Raw genomic sequence first — 22,349 nt, 5'->3', positions numbered from 1 at the left:
CATCGGGCACCGCTTCCAGGCGAATACCGCAAAAGCGCCGTAGCGATTCAATTTCGTACAACGCGTCTTCCATGCCCGGATCCGAATAGTTGTAGACAATCTGGGCCACGTGCACATGCAGCATGGCATTCAAGGCAAACGGCTTGCGACCACGTCCTTGGCCGGATGCGTAATGCGGTTCAATCACCGCTCGCATGACTGACCAGGGCAACAATTCTTCGAGTTGGTTCAGAAACTTTTCCCGCCGGGTGAGTTTGCCTTTATTGGTGTATTCGACATCGGCAAAACTGAGCTGTTGATACTGTTCCATGGGCGTCATCTCGAAATCCGGGCTATTGCTGAATTATATCGCTCGCGGGAAATTAATCAGAGGTTCCTTTACAGTTTCAATGAGCCACCCTCTTAGGCTTTTTGATAAAAGCGAAGAAATTCTTTCGCTTTTTAGTCACCCCCAAGAATTGCTAACGGTGAAGCAATAGGATGAACAAAAGAACAACGGCCGTACTGCGGATAAAGGGTTGCCGCAAGGTGGATTTGCGAAGCAATCCACCATGGATGACTTTCGATATATCCGCCCTGCTTGATCTTGCGGTTGAATAGGGTTTTGGCGGATTGCCTTACTCCGGCAACACCCCGCCCAAAGCGCGCACCAGCGCGACGTAACTCAACAAATTCAACGAGGTCAATTTCCGGCTTTCCGCCTGAATTTTGCGGTAGCGGTTCAAGCCGGCCCGCAATTGTTTCTGTTCGATATACTCGGCACAGGAACTGCAACCGTGCGCCAGCATTTGCTTGACCCATTCGCCGGCGAAACGGCGCAAATCCGCCTGCAATGCGGCGCAAACGCTCCTGACCCAAAAATCGCGTTGCGGAATCTGCGCCAACTGCTGAGCCAGCGGGCGAATAGCCAAGGTTTGGTCTACGGATTGCAGCAAACGGTCGACGCTGGCGAAATCGCGGCCGGTCTCGCTGACCAGCGCCGCCAGCCACAAAAAGTCGGGCAGGCTTTCGACGAAACCGATCTCGGCCGCCACATCCTCCGCCATTCCGGCTTGCGCATACTCGCTGGCATCCGGGACGGGATCGTCGGCAAGGCGGTAGCGGCGGTAGTCTGCCAGCAACGTTTGATACACGGCGACCGTGTCGGCGTCGGGTACGACCGCCGTCTGCCGGGCCGCAGCCCAGACGCACAAGCCGGATAAAGTCTGTTCCAGTTTCAGCAAGGCACCATAGCGGCTAGCGTTGGCCAGCTCCGGCCCGGCTGCCGCAATCCGCGTCCGCAATGCTTCGCCGGCCAACGCCTGATCGAAAGCCAGATAGGCATCGGCAACGGCCACAATGCCGCCGTTTTCACCGTCGTCGAGAGCGAGAAAACTGCTGCCGGCCTGGTTGACGATCCTGTTGGCGATCACGGTGGCCTTGATCTCGGCCGCCAACGGATGCTCGGCCAGCTGGGCGCCGAAGCGCTCGCGCAGCGGCGCGGGAAAATAGGCCGCCAGGTAAGGCTGGTAGCAAGGCGCATCCAGGTGGGCGCGCGCTTTCTCCAATTGCCGCGCTAGAAACATTTTCGCGGCGGCCATCAACACAGCCAACTCCGGTCGGGTCAGGATCTGCCCCGGCCGACTCAGAATATCCTTGGTCTCGGGAAACGATTCGACGCCACGATCCAGAAAACCGGCCGCCTCCAGCCGCTCCGCGACCTGGATGAACAAGCCCGGATCGGCCTGGCAACGAATTTGGTCCAGCGACAGGCACTGGCTTTGGGCGATGTTGTCCTGCAACACCGCGGCACATACTGCGTCGGTCAGGCTTTCGAACAAGCTTTGGCAATCGTCGACCAGGCTTTGCTTGTGCAGGCCGGCGAGCAATATTTTCAGATTGACCTCGTGGTCGGAGGTATCGACCCCGGCGGAATTGTCCACCGCGTCGGTGTTGATCCGGCCGCCGCGCAAGGCGTACTCGATTCTGGCGGCCTGGGTAAAACCCAGGTTGGCGCCCTCGCCCACCACCAGCGCCCGCAATTCGCCGGCGTCGATGCGGACGTTGTCGTTGCCGCGGTCGCCGACATCGGCGTGCCGTTCCGCACCGGCTTTAACGTAGGTGCCGATCCCGCCCAGCCACAGCAATTCCACCGGGGCCTTCAGCAGGTACTGGATCAAGGCTTCGCCGTCTATGCTGCGGTAGCGGATGCCGAGCCAGTTCTTCAGTTCCGACGACACCGGAATGTCCTTGTCGCTACGGCTATAGACTCCGCCGCCGGCCGAGATCAAATTTCGGTCGTAATCCTGCCAACTGGAACCGGGCAATTCGAACAAGCGTTTGCGCTCGTTGAACGCGGCAGCGCCGGCCGGCGGGTTCGGATCGATAAAGATGTGCTGGCCGCTGAACGCGGCTTGCAAGCGAATGCAGGGCGACAGCAGCATGCCGTTGCCGAACACGTCGCCGTCCATACTACCGATGCCGACCACGCTGAAAGTCTCGGTTTGAATGTCCTTGCCCATTTCCCGGAAATGGCGCTTGACGCATTCCCAGGCGCCGCGGGCAGTGATACCCAAGGCCTTGTGGTCGTAACCGTGCGAGCCGCCGCTGGCAAAGGCGTCGCCCAGCCAGAACCGGTACTCGGCCGCAACGGCATTGGCGATGTCGGAAAATTTGGCGGTGCCTTTGTCGGCCGCCACTACCAGATAAGGGTCGGGATCGTCGTGCACCACCAGTTGCGGCGACCCGACCACGACGCCGTCTTGCAGGTTGTCGGTCAAATCCAGTAAGCCGCGAATCAGGCGACGGTAGGCCTGCTGCCCGGCCTGCCTGAAGTCCTGGTTCGAGCCGCCCGGTTTGACCACGAAACCGCCCTTGGCGCCGGTCGGGATGATCAAGGCATTCTTGCTGATTTGAGTCTGCATCAGATCCAGGATTTCGGTACGGAAATCGTCGATCCGGTCCGACCAGCGGATGCCGCCGCGCGATACCCGGCCGCCGCGCAAATGGATACCTTCCATGTCCGCGGCGTGGACGTAAATCTCGTATTGCGGCCGCGGCGCCGGCATCTCGATCACGCCCAGGCTGTTGAGTTTGATCGCAATAAAATGCTCGGCAGCCTCGCGCCGCAGGTGGAAATTGCTGCGTACCGTGGCGTCGATCAAATTGAACAGGCCGCGCAAAATCCGATCGTGCTGGATATTCGCCACCGCCGCCATGGTTTGCAACAGTTGCATGCGCAACGGAAACAACACCTGCTCGTCCCTGACGGCGTAATCCTGCCATTCCGGATCGGGGCGAAACCGGGCTTCAAAATAATCGAACAGCCCGCGCGCGGCGGCGGGATTGGCAGCCAGCGCCTGTTGGATGGTGGCTTTGCTGGTCCAGTTGTGCAACTGCAGAAAATAATTGCGGTAAGTCCGCAACACGTCGCAATCGCGCCAGTCCATGCCGGTCAAGGCCACCAGCCGGTTCAAGCCGTCGTTTTCGACCCACCCTGCCATCACCGCCTGGATCGTGGCCAGCAGCTGCGGTTTGATCCGGTCCAAAGGCGGGCAACCGGCCACCGCGGGTTCGACACTGAAACTTTTCAAATAAACCGTTTGCCGCTCCAGGCTCAACACGAACTGGACTTGGTCCAACACCCGCAAATTCAGGTTCTCCAGCACCGGAATGAACTCGTCCAGATAGCGTTGCCGGGTACCGTAAAAATGCAGGCGGTAGGCGTCGGTAGCGCCGGCCGGTTCCAACAATTCGGCCGATGGCACCGTTGGCCCGGACATTCGCTCCAGGTTGAGCAGATCGCGTACAGCTTGCTGCGGCGTAATTAGAGCCTGATAGTCGAAAGGCAAGGCAGAAGCGAGGTTTCGCCATAGTGCCGCGGCGTGCTCGGCGTCGAGCGCCTGCTGCAAGGCGGCGAGAAGTTGTTCGTTCCAAGAAGGGTCCTGATGCTGCATGATCGATGCCCTATGTTATGAGGGGATTGCCGGTTACGCGATTTCGCAGACTACGGCGAAGGCAAAAGCGGGTCGGCTCGATGGCTCCAGGATGCCACTGCGCCGGCTCATTTCAAATATTTGACCAGCTCCAGCACGTTGCAATCGGCTTGGCGGGTATAACTGACCTTATCCATCATCGACCGGATCAGAAACAAGCCCATGCCGCTTTCCGGCGCGGCGGCAAAATCGGGGCTGGGCACGGTCTCCAAATCAAAACCCTGGCCGTGGTCGTAGACTTTGATGGTCAACGTCTCGTCCAAAAGCTGGATCGTGACCCGCACTGTATCCTTGCTGGCGGCGTCGTGGGCGTGCTTGATCACGTTCGCCGCCGCCTCGGTCAGCACCAGGTTCAATTGGTAGGCCAGGGCTTCCCGATCGCCGGTAAAGCCGTCCAACTCCCTGACGACGCGCTCGCCGATGCTGCCAACCAGATCCAGATATTTGGTGTGGGTCGGGATGATGACATCGACTTGGACGGCGGCGGGAGACATAGGCAAACTCGTCGGCTAACTCGGCAACATATCCGCGGCATCGGCATAAATCTCGAACACGCGGTTCAGCCGGGTGATCTCGAACATCGACAACACCTGCGGCTGGACGTTGCTCAGTGCAAACTGGCCGGCGTCGGCGGCGGTTCTTTTATAGGCCGACAACAGCGCGCCCAGCCCGGAACTATCGATGAAGCGGACGTCGGCCAATCGCACCAGAATCCGGTTTTCGCCGCTCTCGATCAATTGCGCCAGATAGTCCTTCAATTCGGCGGAATTGTGGGCATCGACCCGCGGTTCCCGAATAGTGACTACGCTTAAGCCGTGATTTTTTTCGAGTTCGAGTTTCATAGAAGCAAGTTGGGCAGAAACATTGGCGGCGGTTGTTCGGCCGCAGTCTAGCAGCAATCGGACAAAACCGGGGTGCTGCGGAAACTTCGATACCCAATCCAGTCTTACGTTCAACCTTCGCGCTGGTTTTTTCGTGCCGGCGCGGAACACTAGCAGCCGTAGCTTTCCGGGAGGTGACGATGAACACGCAAAATGCCGACAGTATCGGCCAATACTTGCTCGACCGGCTCTACGCCCACGGCGTTAGGGAGATTTTCGGCGTACCGGGCGATTACATCCTCGGTTTCTACGACCAGATGGTGCATAGCCCGATCCGCCATATCGGCACCACTCGCGAGGACACCGCGGCCTTTGCCGCAGACGGTTACGCCCGTTGTTCCGGCCTGGGTGCCGTGGCGGTGACTTACGGCGTCGGCGCGTTGAACACGGTCAATGCCGTCGCCGGTGCCTACGCCGAATCGTCGCCGGTGGTGGTCATCAGCGGCGCGCCGGGCGTCGACGAGCAGCGCAACGATCCCTTGCTGCATCACCGTTTCGGACCGTTTACCTTTCAACGCGAAATCTTCGAGCGCATCACCTGCGCCAGCGTGGTCCTGAACGATCCGGTAATCGCCTGTCGCCAGATCGACCAGGCGCTGGCCGCGGCGCGCCATTATTCCAAACCGGTGTACATCGAAATCCCGCGCGACCGGGTCAGAGTGCCGGGTTACTCCATGCCGGGCCCGGCGCCGGAAGTTTGCGGCAGCGACGAAACCGCATTGGCCGAAGCGGTGGCGGAAACGATGGAACTGGGCGAAAAATCGCGCTCGCCGATCATCGTTGCCGGAGTGGAGATCCATCGCCGCGGCTTGCAAGGAGTGCTGGTCGACTTGGTGAATCGCTCCGGCCTGCCGGTCGCCGCGACACTGACCGGCAAATCGGTGATCGCCGAACGGCACCCGGCCTATCTCGGTATCTACGAAGGCACCATGAGCGCCGAATACACCCGCTATCTGGTCGAGCAGGCCGATTTGTTGCTGATGCTGGGCGTGACGTTGAACGACGTCGACACCGGCATTTATACGGCCAAACTCGATCCGCAACGCATGGTCAGGGCGGCGCAGGACGAAGTGGTGATCAGCTCGCACCGTTACCCGCGGGTATTGCTGAAGGATTTCCTGCACGCACTGGCCAAATCGGTACCGATGCGCCCGGAAAAATTCGTTGCCGCGCCGGGTACTGTGACCGCAGCGGATTTTCCGTTGCCGGATCGCGCCATCACCACCGCGCGCCTGGTCGGCCGCCTGAATCAAGCCCTCGGCCCCGAATTCATCGTGGTCTGCGACGTCGGCGACTGCCTGTTTGCGACGATCGATCTGCAAGTGCACGAACAGTCGGAATTCCTGTCGTCGGCGTTTTACACCAGCATGGGCTTTGCCGTGCCGGCGGCGCTGGGCGCCCAAATCGCCCGCCGCGACCGGCGGGCGCTGATTCTGGTCGGCGACGGCGCCTTCCAGATGACCGGTACCGAACTGGCAACCTTTGCCCGCCTGGGCCTGGACCCGATTGTGGTGGTCTTCAACAACCGCGGTTACAGTACCGAGCGCTTCATTCTGGAAGGCCCGTTTAACGACATCGGCGATTGGCGCTTCGACCGCCTCGGCGAAGTCTTCGGCCCGCTGCAAGGATACGCCGCCGGCACGGAGGCAGCGTTCGAAGCGGCGCTCACGGCGGCACTGGCCAACCGCAGCTCGCCCAGCATCATCGACGTCCGCCTGAACCCGGCCGACGCCTCGGCCGCGATGCAGCGGCTGGCGGCGCATCTGCATAGCCGGGTCTAAGGCCGACCGGCCCGAGCCGAACCATGCGCCAACTGATCGATAGTCTGGCCTTCAATCTGTTGCTGGTCGGCTACGCGACCGGCAACGACGAAACGAAAAATCCGGTAATCGACGGCGCCAATCGAGCCGCCGCCGCGCTGCTCGGTTACGGCACGCACGAGTTATCGGGATTGGCGTTGGAGCAGATCTTGGCGCCGGCCAGCCTAACGCTGTGCCGGGCGGCGCTGGCGCGGGCCGGCGACCGGGAATCCGCCGAATGTTTCGAAGCGGAACTTCTGGCCAGATACCACAGCTTTCCGGCCTTGGTCACGGTCAGTACGCTACCGAGCCCCCGGTCTGACTTTGGCAAAGCCTTGTTATTGATCCAAGCCATCGATCCGGCCAACGATTTTTTGGTCATGCGCCGAGTCATCGAACAAAGCGCCAGTGCGATGATGGTGACCGACGCCAGCGGCCGCATCGTCTACGTCAACCCCCGCTTCTCGCTGCTGAGCGGATATGCCGAAGCCGAATTGTTAGGGCAAACTCCCAGTTTGCTGCAATCCGGAAAAATGTCGGCCCAGGATTATCAAGACCTGTGGCGGCAATTGACGGTCAGCGGCGAATGGCAAGGCGAAATTTGCAACCGGCACCAGACCGGCCGCGAATACTGGGTCGCGGAAAGCATCAGCGCGATCAAGGACAGCCTCGGCAACACCACACACTATCTTGCGGTTGCCGAGGACATTACCGGCCGTAAAACCGTGGAATCGGCACTGGCCGAAAGCGAACAGCGCTTCCGGCAAATGGCGGATTTGTCCGGGGAATGGCTGTGGGAACAGGACCCCAAGGGTTACTACCTGTACAGCAGCATCGCAGTGGAACAAATCCTGGGGCTGACGCCGACGCAAATCATCGGTAAACATTACACCGAACTGCTGACCGCGCAAGACCAGCAAGCCCATGTCGACCTGTCGTCCAGCCAGCAGTCGTTTCATGCCCTGGTCAACCATTACCGGCATCGGGACGGCCATCCGGTGATCACCGAATCGACCGGCCTGCCGTTACTCGACGCCGACGGCAAGCTGGTGAAATGGCGCGGGGTGGATAGGGACATTACGGCCCGGATGCAATATCAGAATGCCTTGATCGAGTCGGAAAAGCGTACGCGGCTGATCATCGAAAGCTCGATCAATGCCATCGTCATCATGGACGCCGACGGCATCGTCACCGATTGGAACCGGCGCGCCGAGCAGATGTTCGGCTGGTCGGCGGAATCGGCCATCGGCCGCCGCCTGGAACACTTGATCATCCCGCTGCGGTTTCGCGCCGCACACCGCAACGGCATGCGCCGGTTTCTGGAAACCGGTAACGGCACGATCTTGAACCGGCAGACCGAACAAGTGGCGCTCAGGCGCGACGGCAGCGAATTTCCAGTCGAAATCAGCGTGGCACCATTGAAACTGGGCGACAGCTACATTTTCAGCGGCTTCATCCACGACATCTCCGGCCGCAAGGCGGCGGAGCGGCAAATTCGCCAGGCCCAAGTGGAATTGGCGGTGGCGCAAAACGAGCTGAAGATCGCCCAGCAAATCCAGGCCGGTTTGTCGCCGGCTGCGCCGCTGAAAACCGGCGAGTTCGAGATCACCGGAGTTTGCCTGCCGGCGGACAAGGTCGGCGGCGACTATTTCGATTATTTTTACCGCGACGGCGGGCGGCTGGACATCGTCATCGCCGACGTCTCCGGCCATTCGATCGGTCCGGCCCTGTTCATGGTCGAAACCCGCAGCGCGATCCGGATGAAAAGCAGTACCGAGGCCGGGCCGGAAGCGGTGCTGTCGGCGCTGAACCGGTTTTTATTCAACGACCTGAATCGGGCCGACTACTTCCTGACCTTGTTCTATTTGCAGGTCGATCCGGAACGCCGGCAATTGCATTTCGCCAACGCCGGTCACCCGCCGCCGTTGCTGTTCAACCGCCATAGCCGGCAGTTCACCGAACTGGATGCCGACGGCCTGATCGTCGGCTTGCGCCAGGATGTTTGCTTCGAACGAAAAAGCGTCGAGTTGGCCGAGGGCGATTTGATAGTGCTCTATACCGACGGCCTGGTCGAAGCGGAGAACGCCGAATTAGGTTTTTTCGGCCTGGATCGGGTCAAATCCGAAATTGCCGCCAACGCCGACTTGCCGCCGCAAGCAATAATCGATGGGTTATTCGGGTGTTTGCGCCGATTCTGCGGCAGCGAAAAATTCGCCGACGATATCACCGTATTGGTGTTTAAATGGCATTAACCCCTTGGCTCAACGGAGAAAGCTTCAACCGATAATGCCGATTTGCGAGGAGATCATGATGAGTACAGCCCCCTTCTTCCCGAAATTACTGGCGTGCTGCGCAGTGTTGCTGGTATTGATCGTGTTGCACATCATCCCGCTGCCGATTCTGGAACTGACGATTTTGTACGTGATGCTGTTGCGGCCGGCGTGGTTTAAAGACTTGGTCGACCAACTTTACAGCCGCTAGCCGAATGCTTGCGAGTTGGCAGCTTCATAACAGCGCGCGCAACCAGCGTTCCAACACGGACCGGATGTAGCTAAGTTCCTCAAGACTAAGTTCCCTGCCCTGCGCAATCGAGTGCCATTTTTCCAGGCAACCGCGGCAGCAGCAGGCCGTGGCGTGTTGGGCGACAAACACCGGATGGCCGCGGTAAGGCGTTTGCTTGCCGTCGTTGAGCGGCTGGGCTGGGGCCAGCCGTTTGCCGATAAAATCGTCGGCGTGGCTTAAGATGGTTGCGATGCCCTTGGTTTGCAGATACTGCAAATCCTTGGCGTTCAAGCGAAACTGGCTGCGAAACCGGGATTTAGCCAAACCGGCGAACAGCTCGTCCAAATCCCGCATCGTTTATCTAACGCAATACGCCCGGCGCCGGCGTATAGCTGTCCAGCACGTGAATGTAGTTGGCGCGTTCGTAGGCACTGGGGTCGATCGCGTGTTGCCGGCTGACACTACCTTTCATTTGAGCTACCGATTCGTATTCGTGTTCGATCAGCCAATCCGCCAGTTCGCTGCGAATCTCGTCCAGCTTGCGGACGCCCTGCGCCAGCAACACGCTGCATAAATGCACCACATCGGCGCCGGCCAGCAAGGCCTTGATGACGTCGTCGGCCTGGTGAAAACCGCCGGTCACGGCCAGCGACAATCGCACCCGGCCATACATCAGCGCGGTCCAGCGCACCCGCAACAGCGCTTCGGCGGGCGTCGACAATTGCAGTTTCGGCACCACTTCCAAGGTGTCCAGATCGATGTCCGGCTGGTAAAAACGGTTGAACAAGACCACGCCGTCGGCGCCGGCCTGTTGCAAGCGCTCCACGAAATGCAGCGGCGAGCTGAATTGCGGGGACAGTTTCACCGCCAGCGGGATGTTGATCTGGCGCTTCAATTCGCGAACGATGTCCAGATAGCGGTTTTCGACCGTCTCGCTGCTTTCGGCAATATCTGCCGCCAGATGGTAAATATTCAACTCCAGCGCATCGGCGCCGGCGTCCTGCAAGGCTTTGCCGTATTCGATCCAGCCGCCGACCGACGTGCCGTTCAGGCTGGCGATCACCGGAATTTGCAACGCGCTTTTCAAGCGTTGCAGATGATCCAGATATTGATCCATGTAGGTGACGATCTGCGACGGCAATGGATGAAACGAATCCGCCTCGCCGTAACCAATGCCCTGACCGAACAGGAAACGCTCCATCTGCTGCTGCTCGGCTTCGATTTTTTCCTCGAACAACGACGACAACACGATCGCTGCCGCGCCGGCATCTTCCAAACGCCGGGCGCTGTCCAAGTCCTTGCTTAACGGCGAAGCCGACGGCACCAGCGGATGCGCCAGTTTCAGACCCAAATATTCGGTGGCTAAATCAACCATTGTTCTGCTCCTGGGCCAGATCGACTTTGACTTGGGCTTTGGCGGCGGCCACGCTGGTCGCGTCGCTCCATTCCAAAGCCGCCAGTTGTTGGTAATAACGGTAGCGGTTTTTGACGTCGTGCTGGGCCTGTTTCAAGAAAGCCTCGGCGTGGTCGGGATGGCTTTGCCACAACATGCTGAAGCGGGTTTCGGTCATGACGAAGTCGCGGTATGGGATCGACGGTTCCGCCGAATCCAGTTGCATCGGATTCTTGCCTTGCTGAATCTTGGCCGGGTTGAACCTGAACAACGGCCAGTGCCCGCTCTTCACGGCCAGATTTTGCTGGCGATGGTTATTGGACAAATCCACGCCGTGGGCAATACACGGCGAATAGGCGATGATGATGGACGGGCCGTTGTGGGCTTCGGCTTCCAGGAAGGCGCTCAGCGTCTGGGTATCCTTGCCGGCATAGGCGACGTGGGCGACGTAAACGTTGCCGTAGTCCATCGCCAGCAAGGCCAGATCTTTCTTCGCGGTCGGCTTACCGCCGGCCGAAAACTTGGCCACTGCGCCCATCGGCGTCGATTTGGAAGTCTGGCCGCCGGTGTTGGAATACACCTCGGTGTCCAGCACCAGGATATTGACGTTGCGGCCGCTGGCCAACACGTGGTCCAGACCGCCGTAGCCGATGTCGTAGGCCCAGCCGTCGCCGCCGATGATCCAGACGCTCTTCTTGCATAAATAATCGGTCAACGGCAGCAAGGCCTGGGCGGCGGGTTGGCTTAAAGACGGTAAATGCTGCTTCAATTCGGCGACGCGCTGGCGTTGTTCGTAGAGTCCGGCCTCGTCGGATTGGTCGGCGTGCAGGATCGCATCGACCAATTCGCTGCCCAAGGTTTCGCGTAGCGACTCCAACAATTCCGCGGCGTGCTCGGCTTGTTTATCGATCGCCACCCGCATGCCCAGACCAAACTCTGCGTTATCTTCGAACAGGGAATTGCTCCAGGCCGGCCCCCTGCCCTCGGCGTTTTTGGTCCAGGGCGTGGTCGGCAGGTTGCCGCCATAGATCGACGAGCAACCGGTGGCGTTGGCCACCACCATCCGGTCGCCGAACAATTGCGAGACCAGTTTGACGTAAGGCGTTTCGCCGCAGCCAACGCAGGCGCCGGAGAATTCGAACAACGGCTGCAACACCATCGAACCTTTGATGGTATTGGTTTTTAGCAGCCGGCGATCGTATTCCGGCAAAGACAGAAAGTAGTCCCAATTTTGGCTCTCCGGCTCGCGCAGCGGGGCTTGCGGCGCCATGTTCAAGGCTTTGCGGCTGGCGTTGGATTTATCGCGAATCGGGCAAATATCGACACACAAGCCGCAACCGGTGCAATCTTCCGGCGCTACCTGGTAACTGATCGATAACCCTGGCGGGAAGTCCTTGCCCAGCATCGCCGCATGTTTGAAGGTGGCCGGCGCATTGCTCAAGGCCTCGTTCGGCAAGATTTTGCTGCGGATCGCCGCGTGCGGACAGACCATCGGGCACTTGCCGCACTGGGTGCATAAATCGGTTTCCCAGACCGGAATTTCCAACGCCAGATTGCGTTTTTCAAACGCGGCGCTGCCGGTCGGGAAAGTACCGTCGGCCGGCATCGCGCTGACCGGCAAGGCGTCGCCGCGGCCGGCGATGATCTCGGCGGTGACCCGGCGGATGAAGTCCGGCGCGCTGTCGGTAATCCGCGACATGATGTCGAACGCGCTGCTGGCCTGCTGCGGCAACGGCACTTGGTGCAGGCCAGCCAGGGTTTCGTCGATGGCCTTGAAGTTCAAGTCGACGATGCGTTGGCCTTTTTTGCCGTAGGTTTTTTCAACCGCATGTTTGATCGCGGCAATCGCTTGTTCTTGCGGCAACACCCCGGAAATCGCGAAAAAGCAGGTCTGCATGATGGTGTTGATGCGCTTGCCCATGCCGGATTTCTCGGCCACCGCGTTGCCGTCGATCAGGTAAAAGCGGATGTTTTTGTCCAGCATCTGTTGCTGCATCTTGCGCGGCAGGGTATCCCAAACTTTGTCGGCCGGGGCCGGGCTGTTCAACAGAAACACGGCATTGGCGGCAGCGTTGGCCAGCATGTCGTAACGTTCCAGAAACACCGCCTGGTGGCAGCCGATGAATTGGGCGTCGTTTTCGCCGATCAAATAGCTGGAACGGATCGGCTGGGGGCCGAAGCGCAGATGAGACACCGTCACCGCGCCGGACTTTTTCGAGTCGTAGACGAAATAGCCCTGGGCGTACAACTCGGTTTCTTCGCCGATGATCTTGATCGTATTCTTGTTGGCGCCGACCGTGCCGTCGCTGCCCAGACCGTAGAACATCGCTTGAAAAGTCTGGTCGTGGGCGTCGGTGCGGTAATCCGCATCCCAGGCCAGACTGGTATGGCTGACATCGTCGTGGATGCCGATCGTGAACTGGTTTTTCGGCCGCTCGCTTTTCAACTCGTCGTAGACAGCTTTCACCATGCCCGGCGTGAATTCCTTGGACGACAAGCCGTAACGGCCGCCGACCACGCGCGGCATTTGGACAAACTTTTCGCCCTGGCTGAAGGCTTGGGCCACGGCAGCCAGCACATCTTTATACAGCGGTTCGCCGTCGGCACCCGGCTCCTTGGTGCGATCCAACACGGCAATTTTCCGGCAACTCGCCGGCAGGGCGGCGATCAAATGTTGCGGCGAGAACGGCCGGAACAGCCGGACTTTGAGCAAGCCGACCGCCTCGCCCTGCCGATTCAGATAATCCAGGGTTTCTTCGACCGCCTCCGCGCCGGAGCCCATCAACACGACCACCCGTTCGGCATCGGCGGCGCCGACGTATTCGAACAGACGGTATTGGCGGCCGGTCAGCCCGGCGAACCGATCCATCGCCTGCTGCGCCATGTCCGGCAACGCCGCATAAAACGGATTGACCGATTCCCGGCCCTGGAAATAGACATCGGGATTTTGCGCCGTGCCGCGCAGTACCGGCTTGTCCGGCGTCAAGGCTCGGCCGCGATGCTCGGCCACCCAGGCATCGTCGATCATGCCACGTATCACCGCGTCGTCGACCTCGACGATTTTGGCGACTTCGTGCGAGGTGCGGAAACCGTCGAAAAAATGCATGAAAGGCACCCGGCTTTGCAACGACACCGCATGGGTAACCAAGGCCAGATCCTGCACTTCCTGCGGCGAATTGGAGCACAACATGGCAAAGCCGGTCATCCGCGCCGCCATTACGTCGCTATGGTCGCCGAAGATCGACAGGCCTTGTGCCGCCAACGAACGGGCGGCGATGTGAAATACGGCCGGGCTGAGTTCGCCGGCGATTTTGTACATATTCGGCAGCATCAATAACAGGCCTTGCGACGCGGTGAAGGTGGTCGCCAAGGTGCCGGCCTGCAAGGCGCCGTGAATGGTGCCGGCAGCGCCGGCCTCGCTTTGCAATTCGACGACCTGCGGCACGGTGCCCCACAAATTGGGTTTGCCGCGCGAGGCCCATTCGTCGGCCCATTCGCCCATCGGCGACGACGGCGTGATCGGATAAATGGCGATGACTTCGTTGAGTTTGTAGGCGATGCTGGCGGCGGCCTGATTGCCGTCGATGGTGAGGGTTTGCTTGGACATGGCGCGACCTTATGCGTGTGTTACGGACGGCCGTTCGGTGCGAGCCGACGGCTCTTATACTCTACTGGAGACAAGGATAGCCAAAAATCCGCTGGCTAATTTTTAGCCAATTTAAAAACGCTTCAAAGCGGACGGGCTTTTTAACGGTTTGCCCACGATTTGACCACAAGTTTATCCACAGCTTCTGTGTATAACTGTACTTTCGTACAATAGGCACCCTGTGGATATATCGTTGCGCCTCAAGGGCAAATCGGCTTAAATTTGCAGTGTTTCAATATATAAGACGTTGATAAAATAGCGATAATCTAAAACCCGCCTATTCATCGCGCAGGACGATCGGCATGATTTTTTGCTCGACGTTGATCACGGCTTTATTCAGCACGAAAAAATGCTTGTCTTCGACAAACTGCACGCCCAGCATATAGAAAATCGGCCCCCAGAACGGGTTGATCATCAGCCCGCCCAGAATACTTTTCCAGGTGCGTTTCAGATTTTTCAACGGATTGAAGGCCACGGCCAGTGTTTGCTGCGGATGTTCTTCGAACACCTGCGCAATCGGTTTCAGCGCGGCCTGTTCCGAGTGGTCCAACACGGCCAGCGAATTGTTCAACTTACGCGCCATCTTATAGAAATGCCAACGCGCCGCGCTCGCCGAAACGGCAAAGGTAATCGCCATCAACGGCAACAGAATGCTGGGCGGCAGTAACGGCGCGAAAGCCGGCGCCAATAACACGAGTCCGTAACCCAACATGATCGTGTCCTCGCCGCGTTCGACGTCGCGGTCCAGATTTTGGACTATCGCCACGACCCGATCGCCGGAAGGTTCCAAATAACCTGATTCTTCAGCCATCTCCGCCTCCTGAAGTTTGGTTTGGTATTCGGGATTAAATGCCTGGCTCGCGCAAATGTCAATCGCGCGCGTCAGTCCGGTTTGCTTGCTGCGCCGCCCCAACGTTGCAACAGATAATCGCGCCGGGTATCGAAAATTTGCCGCAATTTGCCGCCTATCAAAATTCGGTGCATAAATCGGCCGAACCAGCCCCACGGCATCGCATAAAACACAATATCCTCGACCTCCACGCCGTCGCCGGTTTCGGTAATCGCCACTTCATGGCTCCAGAATGCGAATGGTCCGACGCGTTGCTGGTAAACAAACCGGCGGGGCTGGTCGCAGTGCGTGATTTCCGACAACCAGACCATCGGCCAAGCCAAGACCGCCTTCATCCGGTAGCAAATCAGCAAGCCGCCGTAAATCTGCTCCGGCACCGGCGACGCGATATCGACGTGAAAAAAATCCGGCGTAATCCGGTTCAAGTAGTGCGGAGACGAAAAAAACGCCCAAGCCTGCTTGGCGGACAAGGTTAAGGACTGGCTACGGTAAAGATAATAGACTTTCATGACGGCCCGAAGACAATGAGCGCAATGCCCTGCGTCTTGGAATTTACCGTAAAAATTTGCGGGCGCGAGCTTTGGTAGCACTCGAATTCGCACTGAACGGCTTAAGGGCGACAGGGTTTCGGCCCCTGGGAAGACAGGGGCGCGCGCTGATGACCCCGGCCCCGTCAATGACTGGTATGCCGAGCAGACTGGCCTGGTCGAAAAGCCTATCGACAAGACTCAGGCCGACCGGTCTTTAGGGGCCGGATTGATAGCGGCCAACTAACTACCTGCGGTAGCGTTGCCTTTGCTGGTCAATTGCGAGCCGGTTTCGGGAACCGATTTGTTGAGCGCATTGCGCAACGCGGCGTCGTAGCCGTAGATATCCGGATAAAAGCGCGGCTTGCCGTCGCGATCGACAAATGCGGTCGCGTAGAAAAACAAGACCGGTACCGATTTTTTCAAGCTGACGCGCTGGGTCTTGGGCCCGGCCATTGCCTGCCGGATGGTATCCGGATTCCAGCCTTCCTGGTCGCTCAACACGAACTCGGCCAGTTTATCGGCCTCGGCGACGCGGACGCAGCCGTGGCTCAAATCGCGCCGGTCGCGGTTGAACGCGGCCTTACCCGGCGTATCGTGTAAATAGACCTCGGCTTTGTTCGGAAACACGAACTTCACCCGGCCCAACGGATTGTTCGCGCCAGGACGCTGGCGGGCGCGAAGCCGACCTTGCTTGAGATCGGCGACGACATCTTCTTCCTGCTCGTCGTCGCTGTATCGCTCGACCAGTTCGATGTCCTGATCGTCCAGGAAGGCTTCGTCTCCTTCCAATTTAGGCAGAATTTCCTTGTCCATGATGCTTTTCGGAATATTCCAGTAGGGCATGAATTCCAGATACTTCATGTCCTCGGCCAGCATCGGCGTCAAATTTTCCGGGGCTTTACCGACGATCACCTTCATTCGCAAAGGTTGCGGGTCTTGCGAATCCTTGAAAGCCCAAAGCTGAAAAGCCGGGATATTGACGACGATATGCGGCCCGGCCGGCGGTTCCGGCAACCAGCGTATGCGTTCCATGGCCAATTCGATGGCGGCAATTTTTTCCGGCACCGATTGGTTCAGCAAGGCCAGTGTTTGTCGGCCGATCACACCGTCGGCCTTCAAGCCCTGGCGTTCCTGAATCCGCTTGACTGCGGCGACGCTGGCGTCGTCGTAAATATCGGCGGCCTTGTCGGCATCGGCCGCCGCCGGAAGGTCAGCTTCGCCCAATTCGCGCAGTCGTCGGCGCAGTTCCGGCATCTGGGCGTCGCCCTCGCCGGGGTGCAGCGATTTGGCGAATACCAAGCCGGCGCCGGATTGGGTCTCCGGCAATCGGCGGCGGAAGTCGGCCAGCGCACGCTTCAGCAACCGGTATTGCTCGTTATTCGGCGCGAGTTCGGCAGGCAATTGCGCCAGACTCTGCATTTGCCAATGCCGTTGCAGAACTGCCGCCAAATCCGGCTGCGGCCGCAATCCGCCGAGTTGCGCCGGATAATCCAGTTTCCGCGGATCGACCCGTCCCGAATGCAGATCGCCGGCATAACGCAGCAGCGCCGCAGACAAGGCCAAATCGTAACCGGCCAGCGCATCCGGCGCCGCAGTCTCGGCCAGCCGGGCGTATGCGGCCAGGCGTTCCGCGTCGTAATGGCGGGGATTCAAGCCTTCATCGGCCACATTCCGTAATACGGCCAAAGCCTGTTCCCGATTCTGCGCCGGGTTGGCGCCGCCAAACCACAACAAGCGATTGGCATTGGCCCGGTATAACTGAATCAGGGCCGGACGCTGCTCAGACAGCTCGGCTCCGGACAATAGCGCTGAGCTGCCGCCGTTCATTAAGGCCTCGATGGCTTTGCCGACATCGGTTTCAGCCGCTCCGGCGGCGGCACCCCAATGGCACATCAGCAAAACCGTGAAAAAACGCGGCAGAATACGGAGCAAACTTAGCGAACAGAACATAGTTACGGCTTGAATCGGGTTGATCGGATTAAATCGGGCCGGCAACGAGTCCGGCATTGCCAAGTGCGTATCGCACCGTCCGGCAATTTTCATAACTTTACATTCTCTCACACAAGCTTTGTTCCCAGCCAAACTCGCCACACCGAAACTATTCCGGGCCGCGACGTCCGGCGAGTTAAAATAACGCCAGAAGAAACCGCGCTTGCCGGATAGCCAATGACTCTCGCCCCCTCGCCTAAACCGGCGCTAAACGCCGAACAACTCAACCGAAGCTGCCGCTGTGCCTCGCTGAGCCGGGAGCTGTTGCGCCGGGAATTGGCCGACTGGGACGCCGCGCACGACATATACCGAATGATTGGAGAGGATCGGCCTCATTTGTTTGCCGAAGCGCCGGTGTTTCTGGACCGGGCCGGCCTGCAGGCGCAGTTGGCCGTCATCGCCGCGGCTGAAACAGTCATCGCCCTGCCCGCCTACCAAAAACGGGTGCTAGGCTATGCGCCGGAATCGGCACACTTTCCGGCCAAGGCCCACGGCGTATTCGTCGGCTACGATTTCCATTTGAGCCCGGACGGACCCAAGCTGATCGAAATCAACTCCAATGCCGGCGGCGGTTTGCTGAACGCGTTAGCGATCCGGGCGCAGATGCGCTGCTGCGAAGAAGCCGGCAGCCAGCGCCCCGGCGACGGGCCGGCGTTGGCGGCAACCGGAAGCGCGCCGGAAGCGCAATTCATGCAGATGTTCGCCGACGAATGGCGATGCGAACGCGGCGGACAAGCCTTGCAAACCATAGCCATCGTCGACGAAGAGCCGCAAAAACAATACCTGTGGCCGGAATTTCTGCTGTTTCAAGCGCTGTTCGAACGCCACGGCATCCGAACTGTGATTTGCGATCCGGCCGAGCTGAGCCATCGCGACGCGGGTTTATGGCACGGCGATATCAAGATCGATCTGGTTTATAACCGGTTGACCGACTTCGGTTTGGAACACGCCAAACACCAGCCCTTGTTGCAAGCTTATCTGGCCGGCGACGTGGTGTTGACGCCGCATCCGCGCAACCATGCGCTGTATGCGGACAAAAGAAATCTGGCCTTGCTCGGCGATGCCGAATTCCTGACCGAAATCGGCATCGACGCCGCCAGCCGCGAAATTCTCTGTCGCGGTATCGCCGAAACCCGCATCGTTGCAACGCAAGATGCCGAGTGGTTATGGCAACAGCGCAAGCAGTTATTCTTCAAACCGGCCAAAGGCTACGGCAGCAAAGCGGCCTACCGCGGCGACAAGCTGACCTTGCGGGTGTTCGACGAGATTCTGCGCCACGATTATGTGGCGCAGACGCTGATCAAGCCCAGCGAACGGCAACTGGATGTCGGCGATTTGAAACTGGATTTGCGCCACTTCGTCTATCGCGGCCAAACCCAACTGGTTTGCGCCCGGCTGTACCAGGGCCAAACCACCAATTTCCGCACGCCCGGCGGCGGCTTCGCTCAGGTGGTGGTTACGCCTTAAACGGCCTTGTTCAACAAAGCGCGGTAGATATGCAAATCCGCTTCCGAAAAGCAGCAAAAGGTCACCGCCAGCCGATACGCCAGGTCACCTAAAAACCCCGTAACAGTATCGACGGCAATTTCGGCAGCCTCGCGCGGCGGATAACCGTAAATACCGGTACTGATGCAGGGAAAGGCCAGACTCTCCAGCCGCTGCGCCGCCGCCAGCCGCAGCGAATTTCTGTAACAGGCGGCTAACAGCGTAGCCTCGTTTTCCGAGCCGCCACGCCAGACCGGCCCCACGGTATGGATGACGTACTTGGCCGGCAAGCGGTAGGCTTTGGTCAGCTTGGCGTATCCGGTCGCACAACCGCCCAAGCTGCGGCACTCGGCTAATAATTCCGGTCCCGCCTTACGATGAATCGCCCCATCCACCCCACCGCCGCCGAGCAACGAAGAATTAGCGGCATTGACGATGGCATCGACGGCCAATTCGGTAATGTCTGAATGAATGGCGGAGATTGTGGGGTACATGAGGTTTGGATGATGTTTTGGGTTTGGCTGGATTCCGCCATTAGCCACCAGACGGAATTAACGTGTCAATGTCAACAGTCCAGCCCAAAGCAGGCGTAGGGTGTGGTGAGTTTTACGAACCGCACCAGTCGCGAACGATGCGGTGCACGCTGTTTACCGCATCCTACCGGGCTGAGTGAATGGCGGAGATTGGTGGGTGCATGAAATTTGGATGATATTTCGGTATGGCAGGGCTCTACCAGTTTCCGACTTTGCGGGTGATTTCTGAATGGCCGGTTTATATCAGAATTTACTCGTTTAACGCGATGCATAAGCGGCCGTGCAAGATCTTCGCACTTTCACGGCCGGGTGAGCATAGCGAACGGACTTGATGAATTTGTTAGGCGACAAAGATTTCATCGAGTGCGGCAAAGATTATTTGTGAACCCAGAAAATGGATTTTTCCTGAGGAAGCAGTTCCTCGGATGGCAATGCCACAGAAGGTTGGCTGTGCCGCATCAGCCGAACCAGAGAAGAGACTAAAAACGGGTGAACCGCTTAGCCCATCAAAAGAGGATAGCTCTAGTGGATTGTGGAGGACCAACTCGTAGCATCCATACGAGAAGCTATCACCGATGTAGGATCCGTGAAGCAAGTACTGGTTAGAAATGACCTTCGAGAGTTCATAGTCCACGCCGGTTCCGAGTTTGGGATATCCGAAGAGAAAGAACAGCGCGTTGTTGCGAGTTCCGTACCAATCCGAAATATCAGGTGGAGTCAGATTGATAACGTGATTTTCCTTCCGCGCCGCCGCCGATACATTCGCGATGTCAGCCTGAAAGATAACTAGATCGTTCTGATCTCCATCCTCTTCTTCATCCTCAACCCGGATGTCCCAGCGATTCGTGAAAGTCACGCAGTCACCAGCTTCCGAAATGATCAATCTAAGTTTGTGCGTTGGCCATTCACTAACAACATGTTTGGCGGTAAGCACTAATAGATTATTTCGAAAAGCAACCATAAATGCGCTCCCTGCCACCGAGAGCGGAAATTCTGACACGCCAGTTTCAAACGCCATAGGGCGCGCACAATATCGGAGACGATTGATATCTGGGGCTGGCTCCATCTGAATCCTAGCGCTCTAAATAAGCGGGATGACCCGACTGGCCGTGCATGGCACGTTCTCTGCCATTAAATCACATGAGGTGATAGGCAGCAAAGGGCCGATTTTAGCCGATCGAACTGGCATCCAAAACTTTCCTCAACTGATTCGCCCCACCACGAACGCTCCGAACAACGGCGACTTCTCGATTGGGTTCACCCGCGTTTCGCACAACTTGTTCTGTTAGCCTTTCCTGGAACATTTCAATCCGAGCTTAGGTCGGCACAACAAGCCCGGACGGCATAAAATAGCCCGGTGAGTTGTAAAAAGAGGAGTTAGCATGGAACCCGGCAAAGCCTTGATAAGTATTGGCGCCCTGATTCTGGCAGTGGGTTTGGTAATCAACTACGCGCCGTGGCTGGTCAGTTGGTTCGGTAAATTGCCCGGCGACATTCGTATTCAAAATAAGAACAGCTTTGTGTTCATTCCGATCACGTCGATGATCGTGGTCAGTGTGCTGTTCAGCGTGCTGGCTAATCTGTTTTTTCGAAAATGAGGGGGAAGAGATGAATAACCTGGTGGTATACAACCACGGCAAGGACAGTATTCCGTGGGGCGAAAAAGCCCTGGCGCTGGCCGAGGTGGCCAGGAGCCGCGGTTTCGAGTTTATTAGCCCGGACTATCAGGCCAGCAACGATCCGGAATGGCGAGTCGATCGACTGTTGGCGATGGATTTGCACGGTTACCAGCAGATCGTGCTGGCCGGCTCCAGCATGGGCGCTTACGTGGCGACCGTCGCCGCCGAAACGATCAAGCCGCATGGCCTGTTTTTAATTGCCCCGGCGTTTTACCTGCCCGGTTATGCCCGCGACCGTTTCGCCCCCGGCACCGACAACATCGAGGTATTTCACGGCTGGCAAGACGAGGTGGTGCCGCCTGAAAACGCTTGGCGCTTTTGCCGCGAGCACCGCGCCCGCTTGCATATGCTGGACTCGGACCACCGCCTGCTCAGCATTTTACCGCTGATGACGGCAGCCTTCGACCGCTTCTTGGCCGAACTAACGCCTTAACCGGGAGAGAAAGGTATGGCCGCATACAAAAAATACCATTGCCGCGAATGCGAACACATTTACGACGAAGCCAAAGGCGATCCGGACAGCGGCATCGCTCCCGGTACCCGCTGGGAGGACATCCCGGACGACTGGCAATGTCCGATTTGCGGCGCGCCGAAAAGCTTTTTCCAACTGCTTAATTATTAAGTCACGGTCGCTGGCGGCGGACCGGACACGGCAGCCGGATCAGTACATGCCGTTACCTAATAGTGCACCGGCCGCGGCGCCGATGCCGGCGGCCAACGGGTCGCCGCCGCCGAAGTGGTAGCCCATCGCACTACCGACCATGCCGCCCAGCAAACCTTGCGGGTTACGTTGGTCGTACTGGTAATAACGTGGCTGCGGCGGCGGTGCATAGTACGAAGGCTCCGGAACGTATTCCACCACCGGCGGCGGCGCCGGTTGGTAGTAAATCACCCGCTCCCGGTATTCCGGGTAATAATCGTGGTGGTGATGGTGGTGATGCCCCCAATGGTGGCCCCAGCCTTCGTGGTCGGCCAATGCTGCCGAGGAAAACGCCAAACTCAAAACGGCAATTATGGTTTTCTTACACATATCAAAGCTCCTTTTCGCAAAATGATCGTGTTGGGATGCATCATGCGAGCGGCAACTT

20 protein-coding genes are annotated in these 22,349 nt (G+C 58.5%); 7 read left to right on the top strand and 13 right to left on the bottom strand.

Going from position 1 to position 22,349, the window contains the following annotated elements; genetic code table 11:
* The 4 genes from C2U68_RS03810 to C2U68_RS03795 all read right to left on the bottom strand — a co-directional run.
* A partial coding sequence (locus C2U68_RS03810; protein WP_140911164.1) for a transposase occupies positions 1-310 on the bottom strand: 310 nt, incomplete at its 3' end.
* A 307-nt stretch (positions 311-617) separates the two neighbouring features.
* On the bottom strand, positions 618-3,935 hold the full coding sequence (locus C2U68_RS03805; protein ID WP_140911163.1) for an NAD-glutamate dehydrogenase domain-containing protein: 3,318 nt from the start codon (positions 3,933-3,935) through the stop codon (positions 618-620).
* A 107-nt stretch (positions 3,936-4,042) separates the two neighbouring features.
* Complete coding sequence (locus tag C2U68_RS03800; protein WP_140911162.1) at positions 4,043-4,468, bottom strand: ATP-binding protein; 426 nt, start codon at positions 4,466-4,468, stop codon at positions 4,043-4,045.
* Positions 4,469-4,483: 15 nt separating this feature from the next.
* Positions 4,484-4,816, bottom strand: a complete 333-nt coding sequence (locus C2U68_RS03795; RefSeq protein ID WP_140911161.1) for an STAS domain-containing protein — start codon at positions 4,814-4,816, stop codon at positions 4,484-4,486.
* Between the two features lie 179 nt (positions 4,817-4,995).
* Between C2U68_RS03795 and C2U68_RS03790 the strand changes: the two genes are divergently transcribed.
* Genes C2U68_RS03790 through C2U68_RS21080 form a run of 3 tightly spaced genes read left to right on the top strand, consistent with a single transcriptional unit; the run spans position 4,996 to position 9,135 of the window.
* Complete coding sequence (locus C2U68_RS03790; protein ID WP_140911160.1) at positions 4,996-6,636, top strand: alpha-keto acid decarboxylase family protein; 1,641 nt, start codon at positions 4,996-4,998, stop codon at positions 6,634-6,636.
* A 23-nt stretch (positions 6,637-6,659) separates the two neighbouring features.
* The gene (locus C2U68_RS03785) at positions 6,660-8,906 is read left to right on the top strand and encodes a PAS domain S-box protein (protein ID WP_140911159.1); all 2,247 of its coding nucleotides are present in this window, start codon (positions 6,660-6,662) and stop codon (positions 8,904-8,906) included.
* A 58-nt stretch (positions 8,907-8,964) separates the two neighbouring features.
* Positions 8,965-9,135 (top strand): hypothetical protein, encoded by a 171-nt coding sequence (locus tag C2U68_RS21080; RefSeq protein ID WP_186289484.1) that lies wholly within the window; start codon positions 8,965-8,967, stop codon positions 9,133-9,135.
* 24 nt (positions 9,136-9,159) lie between these two features.
* Here C2U68_RS21080 and C2U68_RS03780 read toward each other — a convergent pair whose 3' ends face one another.
* The 6 genes from C2U68_RS03780 to C2U68_RS03755 form a co-directional block, all read right to left on the bottom strand.
* Positions 9,160-9,510, bottom strand: coding sequence for a DUF4186 domain-containing protein (locus C2U68_RS03780; protein ID WP_140911158.1), 351 nt, complete (start codon positions 9,508-9,510; stop codon positions 9,160-9,162).
* Between the two features lie 7 nt (positions 9,511-9,517).
* Positions 9,518-10,531 (bottom strand): dihydroorotate dehydrogenase-like protein, encoded by a 1,014-nt coding sequence (locus C2U68_RS03775; protein ID WP_140911157.1) that lies wholly within the window; start codon positions 10,529-10,531, stop codon positions 9,518-9,520.
* A complete protein-coding gene (gene nifJ / locus C2U68_RS03770) occupies positions 10,524-14,156 on the bottom strand; it encodes a pyruvate:ferredoxin (flavodoxin) oxidoreductase (protein ID WP_140911156.1) in 3,633 nt (1,210 codons plus the stop codon). Before nifJ ends, C2U68_RS03775 begins: the two co-directional genes overlap by 8 nt.
* 316 nt (positions 14,157-14,472) lie before the next feature.
* Positions 14,473-15,006, bottom strand: a complete 534-nt coding sequence (locus C2U68_RS03765) for a hypothetical protein (protein ID WP_140911155.1) — start codon at positions 15,004-15,006, stop codon at positions 14,473-14,475.
* Positions 15,007-15,077: 71 nt separating this feature from the next.
* On the bottom strand, positions 15,078-15,554 hold the full coding sequence (locus tag C2U68_RS03760; protein ID WP_140911154.1) for an SRPBCC family protein: 477 nt from the start codon (positions 15,552-15,554) through the stop codon (positions 15,078-15,080).
* Between the two features lie 261 nt (positions 15,555-15,815).
* A complete protein-coding gene (locus tag C2U68_RS03755) occupies positions 15,816-17,618 on the bottom strand; it encodes a murein L,D-transpeptidase (protein WP_260839198.1) in 1,803 nt (600 codons plus the stop codon).
* Between the two features lie 123 nt (positions 17,619-17,741).
* On the opposite strand from C2U68_RS03755, the gene C2U68_RS03750 reads away from it, so the two are divergent.
* Complete coding sequence (locus C2U68_RS03750) at positions 17,742-19,031, top strand: hypothetical protein (protein WP_140911153.1); 1,290 nt, start codon at positions 17,742-17,744, stop codon at positions 19,029-19,031.
* On the opposite strand, the gene C2U68_RS03745 is transcribed toward C2U68_RS03750, so the two are convergent.
* A complete protein-coding gene (locus C2U68_RS03745; protein ID WP_140911152.1) occupies positions 19,028-19,543 on the bottom strand; it encodes an O-acetyl-ADP-ribose deacetylase in 516 nt (171 codons plus the stop codon). The two genes, C2U68_RS03750 and C2U68_RS03745, sit on opposite strands and share 4 nt — an antisense overlap.
* A gap of 379 nt (positions 19,544-19,922) precedes the next feature.
* Positions 19,923-20,600, bottom strand: a complete 678-nt coding sequence (locus tag C2U68_RS03740; protein WP_140911151.1) for a hypothetical protein — start codon at positions 20,598-20,600, stop codon at positions 19,923-19,925.
* 364 nt (positions 20,601-20,964) lie between these two features.
* On the opposite strand from C2U68_RS03740, the gene C2U68_RS03735 reads away from it, so the two are divergent.
* Genes C2U68_RS03735 through C2U68_RS03725 form a run of 3 tightly spaced genes read left to right on the top strand, consistent with a single transcriptional unit; the run spans position 20,965 to position 21,883 of the window.
* Positions 20,965-21,180: a DUF2905 domain-containing protein gene (locus tag C2U68_RS03735; RefSeq protein ID WP_140911150.1), complete on the top strand. Its 216-nt coding sequence runs from the start codon at positions 20,965-20,967 to the stop codon at positions 21,178-21,180.
* 10 nt (positions 21,181-21,190) lie between these two features.
* Entirely contained in the window at positions 21,191-21,694 is a 504-nt protein-coding gene (locus C2U68_RS03730; RefSeq protein ID WP_140911149.1) for a YqiA/YcfP family alpha/beta fold hydrolase, read from the top strand.
* 15 nt (positions 21,695-21,709) lie between these two features.
* A complete protein-coding gene (locus tag C2U68_RS03725) occupies positions 21,710-21,883 on the top strand; it encodes a rubredoxin (RefSeq protein WP_140911148.1) in 174 nt (57 codons plus the stop codon).
* Positions 21,884-21,922: 39 nt separating this feature from the next.
* On the opposite strand, the gene C2U68_RS03720 is transcribed toward C2U68_RS03725, so the two are convergent.
* Positions 21,923-22,291, bottom strand: a complete 369-nt coding sequence (locus C2U68_RS03720) for a hypothetical protein (RefSeq protein WP_140911147.1) — start codon at positions 22,289-22,291, stop codon at positions 21,923-21,925.
* Positions 22,292-22,349 lie beyond the last annotated feature (58 nt).

Source organism: Methylomonas koyamae (genome assembly GCF_006483455.1).
GTDB classification, from domain to species: domain Bacteria; phylum Pseudomonadota; class Gammaproteobacteria; order Methylococcales; family Methylomonadaceae; genus Methylomonas; species Methylomonas koyamae_B.
Note: the sequence above shows the minus strand (reverse complement) of the source record. Positions and strands in the feature narration are given on the sequence as shown.

Coding starts and splice junctions, on each gene's coding strand:
- C2U68_RS03805 (WP_140911163.1), bottom strand. CDS start 3,935: ATGCAGCATCAGGACCCTTCTTGGAACGAACAACTTCTCGCCGCCTTG.
- C2U68_RS03800 (WP_140911162.1), bottom strand. CDS start 4,468: ATGTCTCCCGCCGCCGTCCAAGTCGATGTCATCATCCCGACCCACACC.
- C2U68_RS03795 (WP_140911161.1), bottom strand. CDS start 4,816: ATGAAACTCGAACTCGAAAAAAATCACGGCTTAAGCGTAGTCACTATT.
- C2U68_RS03790 (WP_140911160.1), top strand. CDS start 4,996: ATGAACACGCAAAATGCCGACAGTATCGGCCAATACTTGCTCGACCGG.
- C2U68_RS03785 (WP_140911159.1), top strand. CDS start 6,660: ATGCGCCAACTGATCGATAGTCTGGCCTTCAATCTGTTGCTGGTCGGC.
- C2U68_RS21080 (WP_186289484.1), top strand. CDS start 8,965: ATGAGTACAGCCCCCTTCTTCCCGAAATTACTGGCGTGCTGCGCAGTG.
- C2U68_RS03780 (WP_140911158.1), bottom strand. CDS start 9,510: ATGCGGGATTTGGACGAGCTGTTCGCCGGTTTGGCTAAATCCCGGTTT.
- C2U68_RS03775 (WP_140911157.1), bottom strand. CDS start 10,531: ATGGTTGATTTAGCCACCGAATATTTGGGTCTGAAACTGGCGCATCCG.
- nifJ (WP_140911156.1), bottom strand. CDS start 14,156: ATGTCCAAGCAAACCCTCACCATCGACGGCAATCAGGCCGCCGCCAGC.
- C2U68_RS03765 (WP_140911155.1), bottom strand. CDS start 15,006: ATGGCTGAAGAATCAGGTTATTTGGAACCTTCCGGCGATCGGGTCGTG.
- C2U68_RS03760 (WP_140911154.1), bottom strand. CDS start 15,554: ATGAAAGTCTATTATCTTTACCGTAGCCAGTCCTTAACCTTGTCCGCC.
- C2U68_RS03755 (WP_260839198.1), bottom strand. CDS start 17,618: ATGAAAATTGCCGGACGGTGCGATACGCACTTGGCAATGCCGGACTCG.
- C2U68_RS03750 (WP_140911153.1), top strand. CDS start 17,742: ATGACTCTCGCCCCCTCGCCTAAACCGGCGCTAAACGCCGAACAACTC.
- C2U68_RS03745 (WP_140911152.1), bottom strand. CDS start 19,543: ATGTACCCCACAATCTCCGCCATTCATTCAGACATTACCGAATTGGCC.
- C2U68_RS03740 (WP_140911151.1), bottom strand. CDS start 20,600: ATGGCGTTTGAAACTGGCGTGTCAGAATTTCCGCTCTCGGTGGCAGGG.
- C2U68_RS03735 (WP_140911150.1), top strand. CDS start 20,965: ATGGAACCCGGCAAAGCCTTGATAAGTATTGGCGCCCTGATTCTGGCA.
- C2U68_RS03730 (WP_140911149.1), top strand. CDS start 21,191: ATGAATAACCTGGTGGTATACAACCACGGCAAGGACAGTATTCCGTGG.
- C2U68_RS03725 (WP_140911148.1), top strand. CDS start 21,710: ATGGCCGCATACAAAAAATACCATTGCCGCGAATGCGAACACATTTAC.
- C2U68_RS03720 (WP_140911147.1), bottom strand. CDS start 22,291: ATGTGTAAGAAAACCATAATTGCCGTTTTGAGTTTGGCGTTTTCCTCG.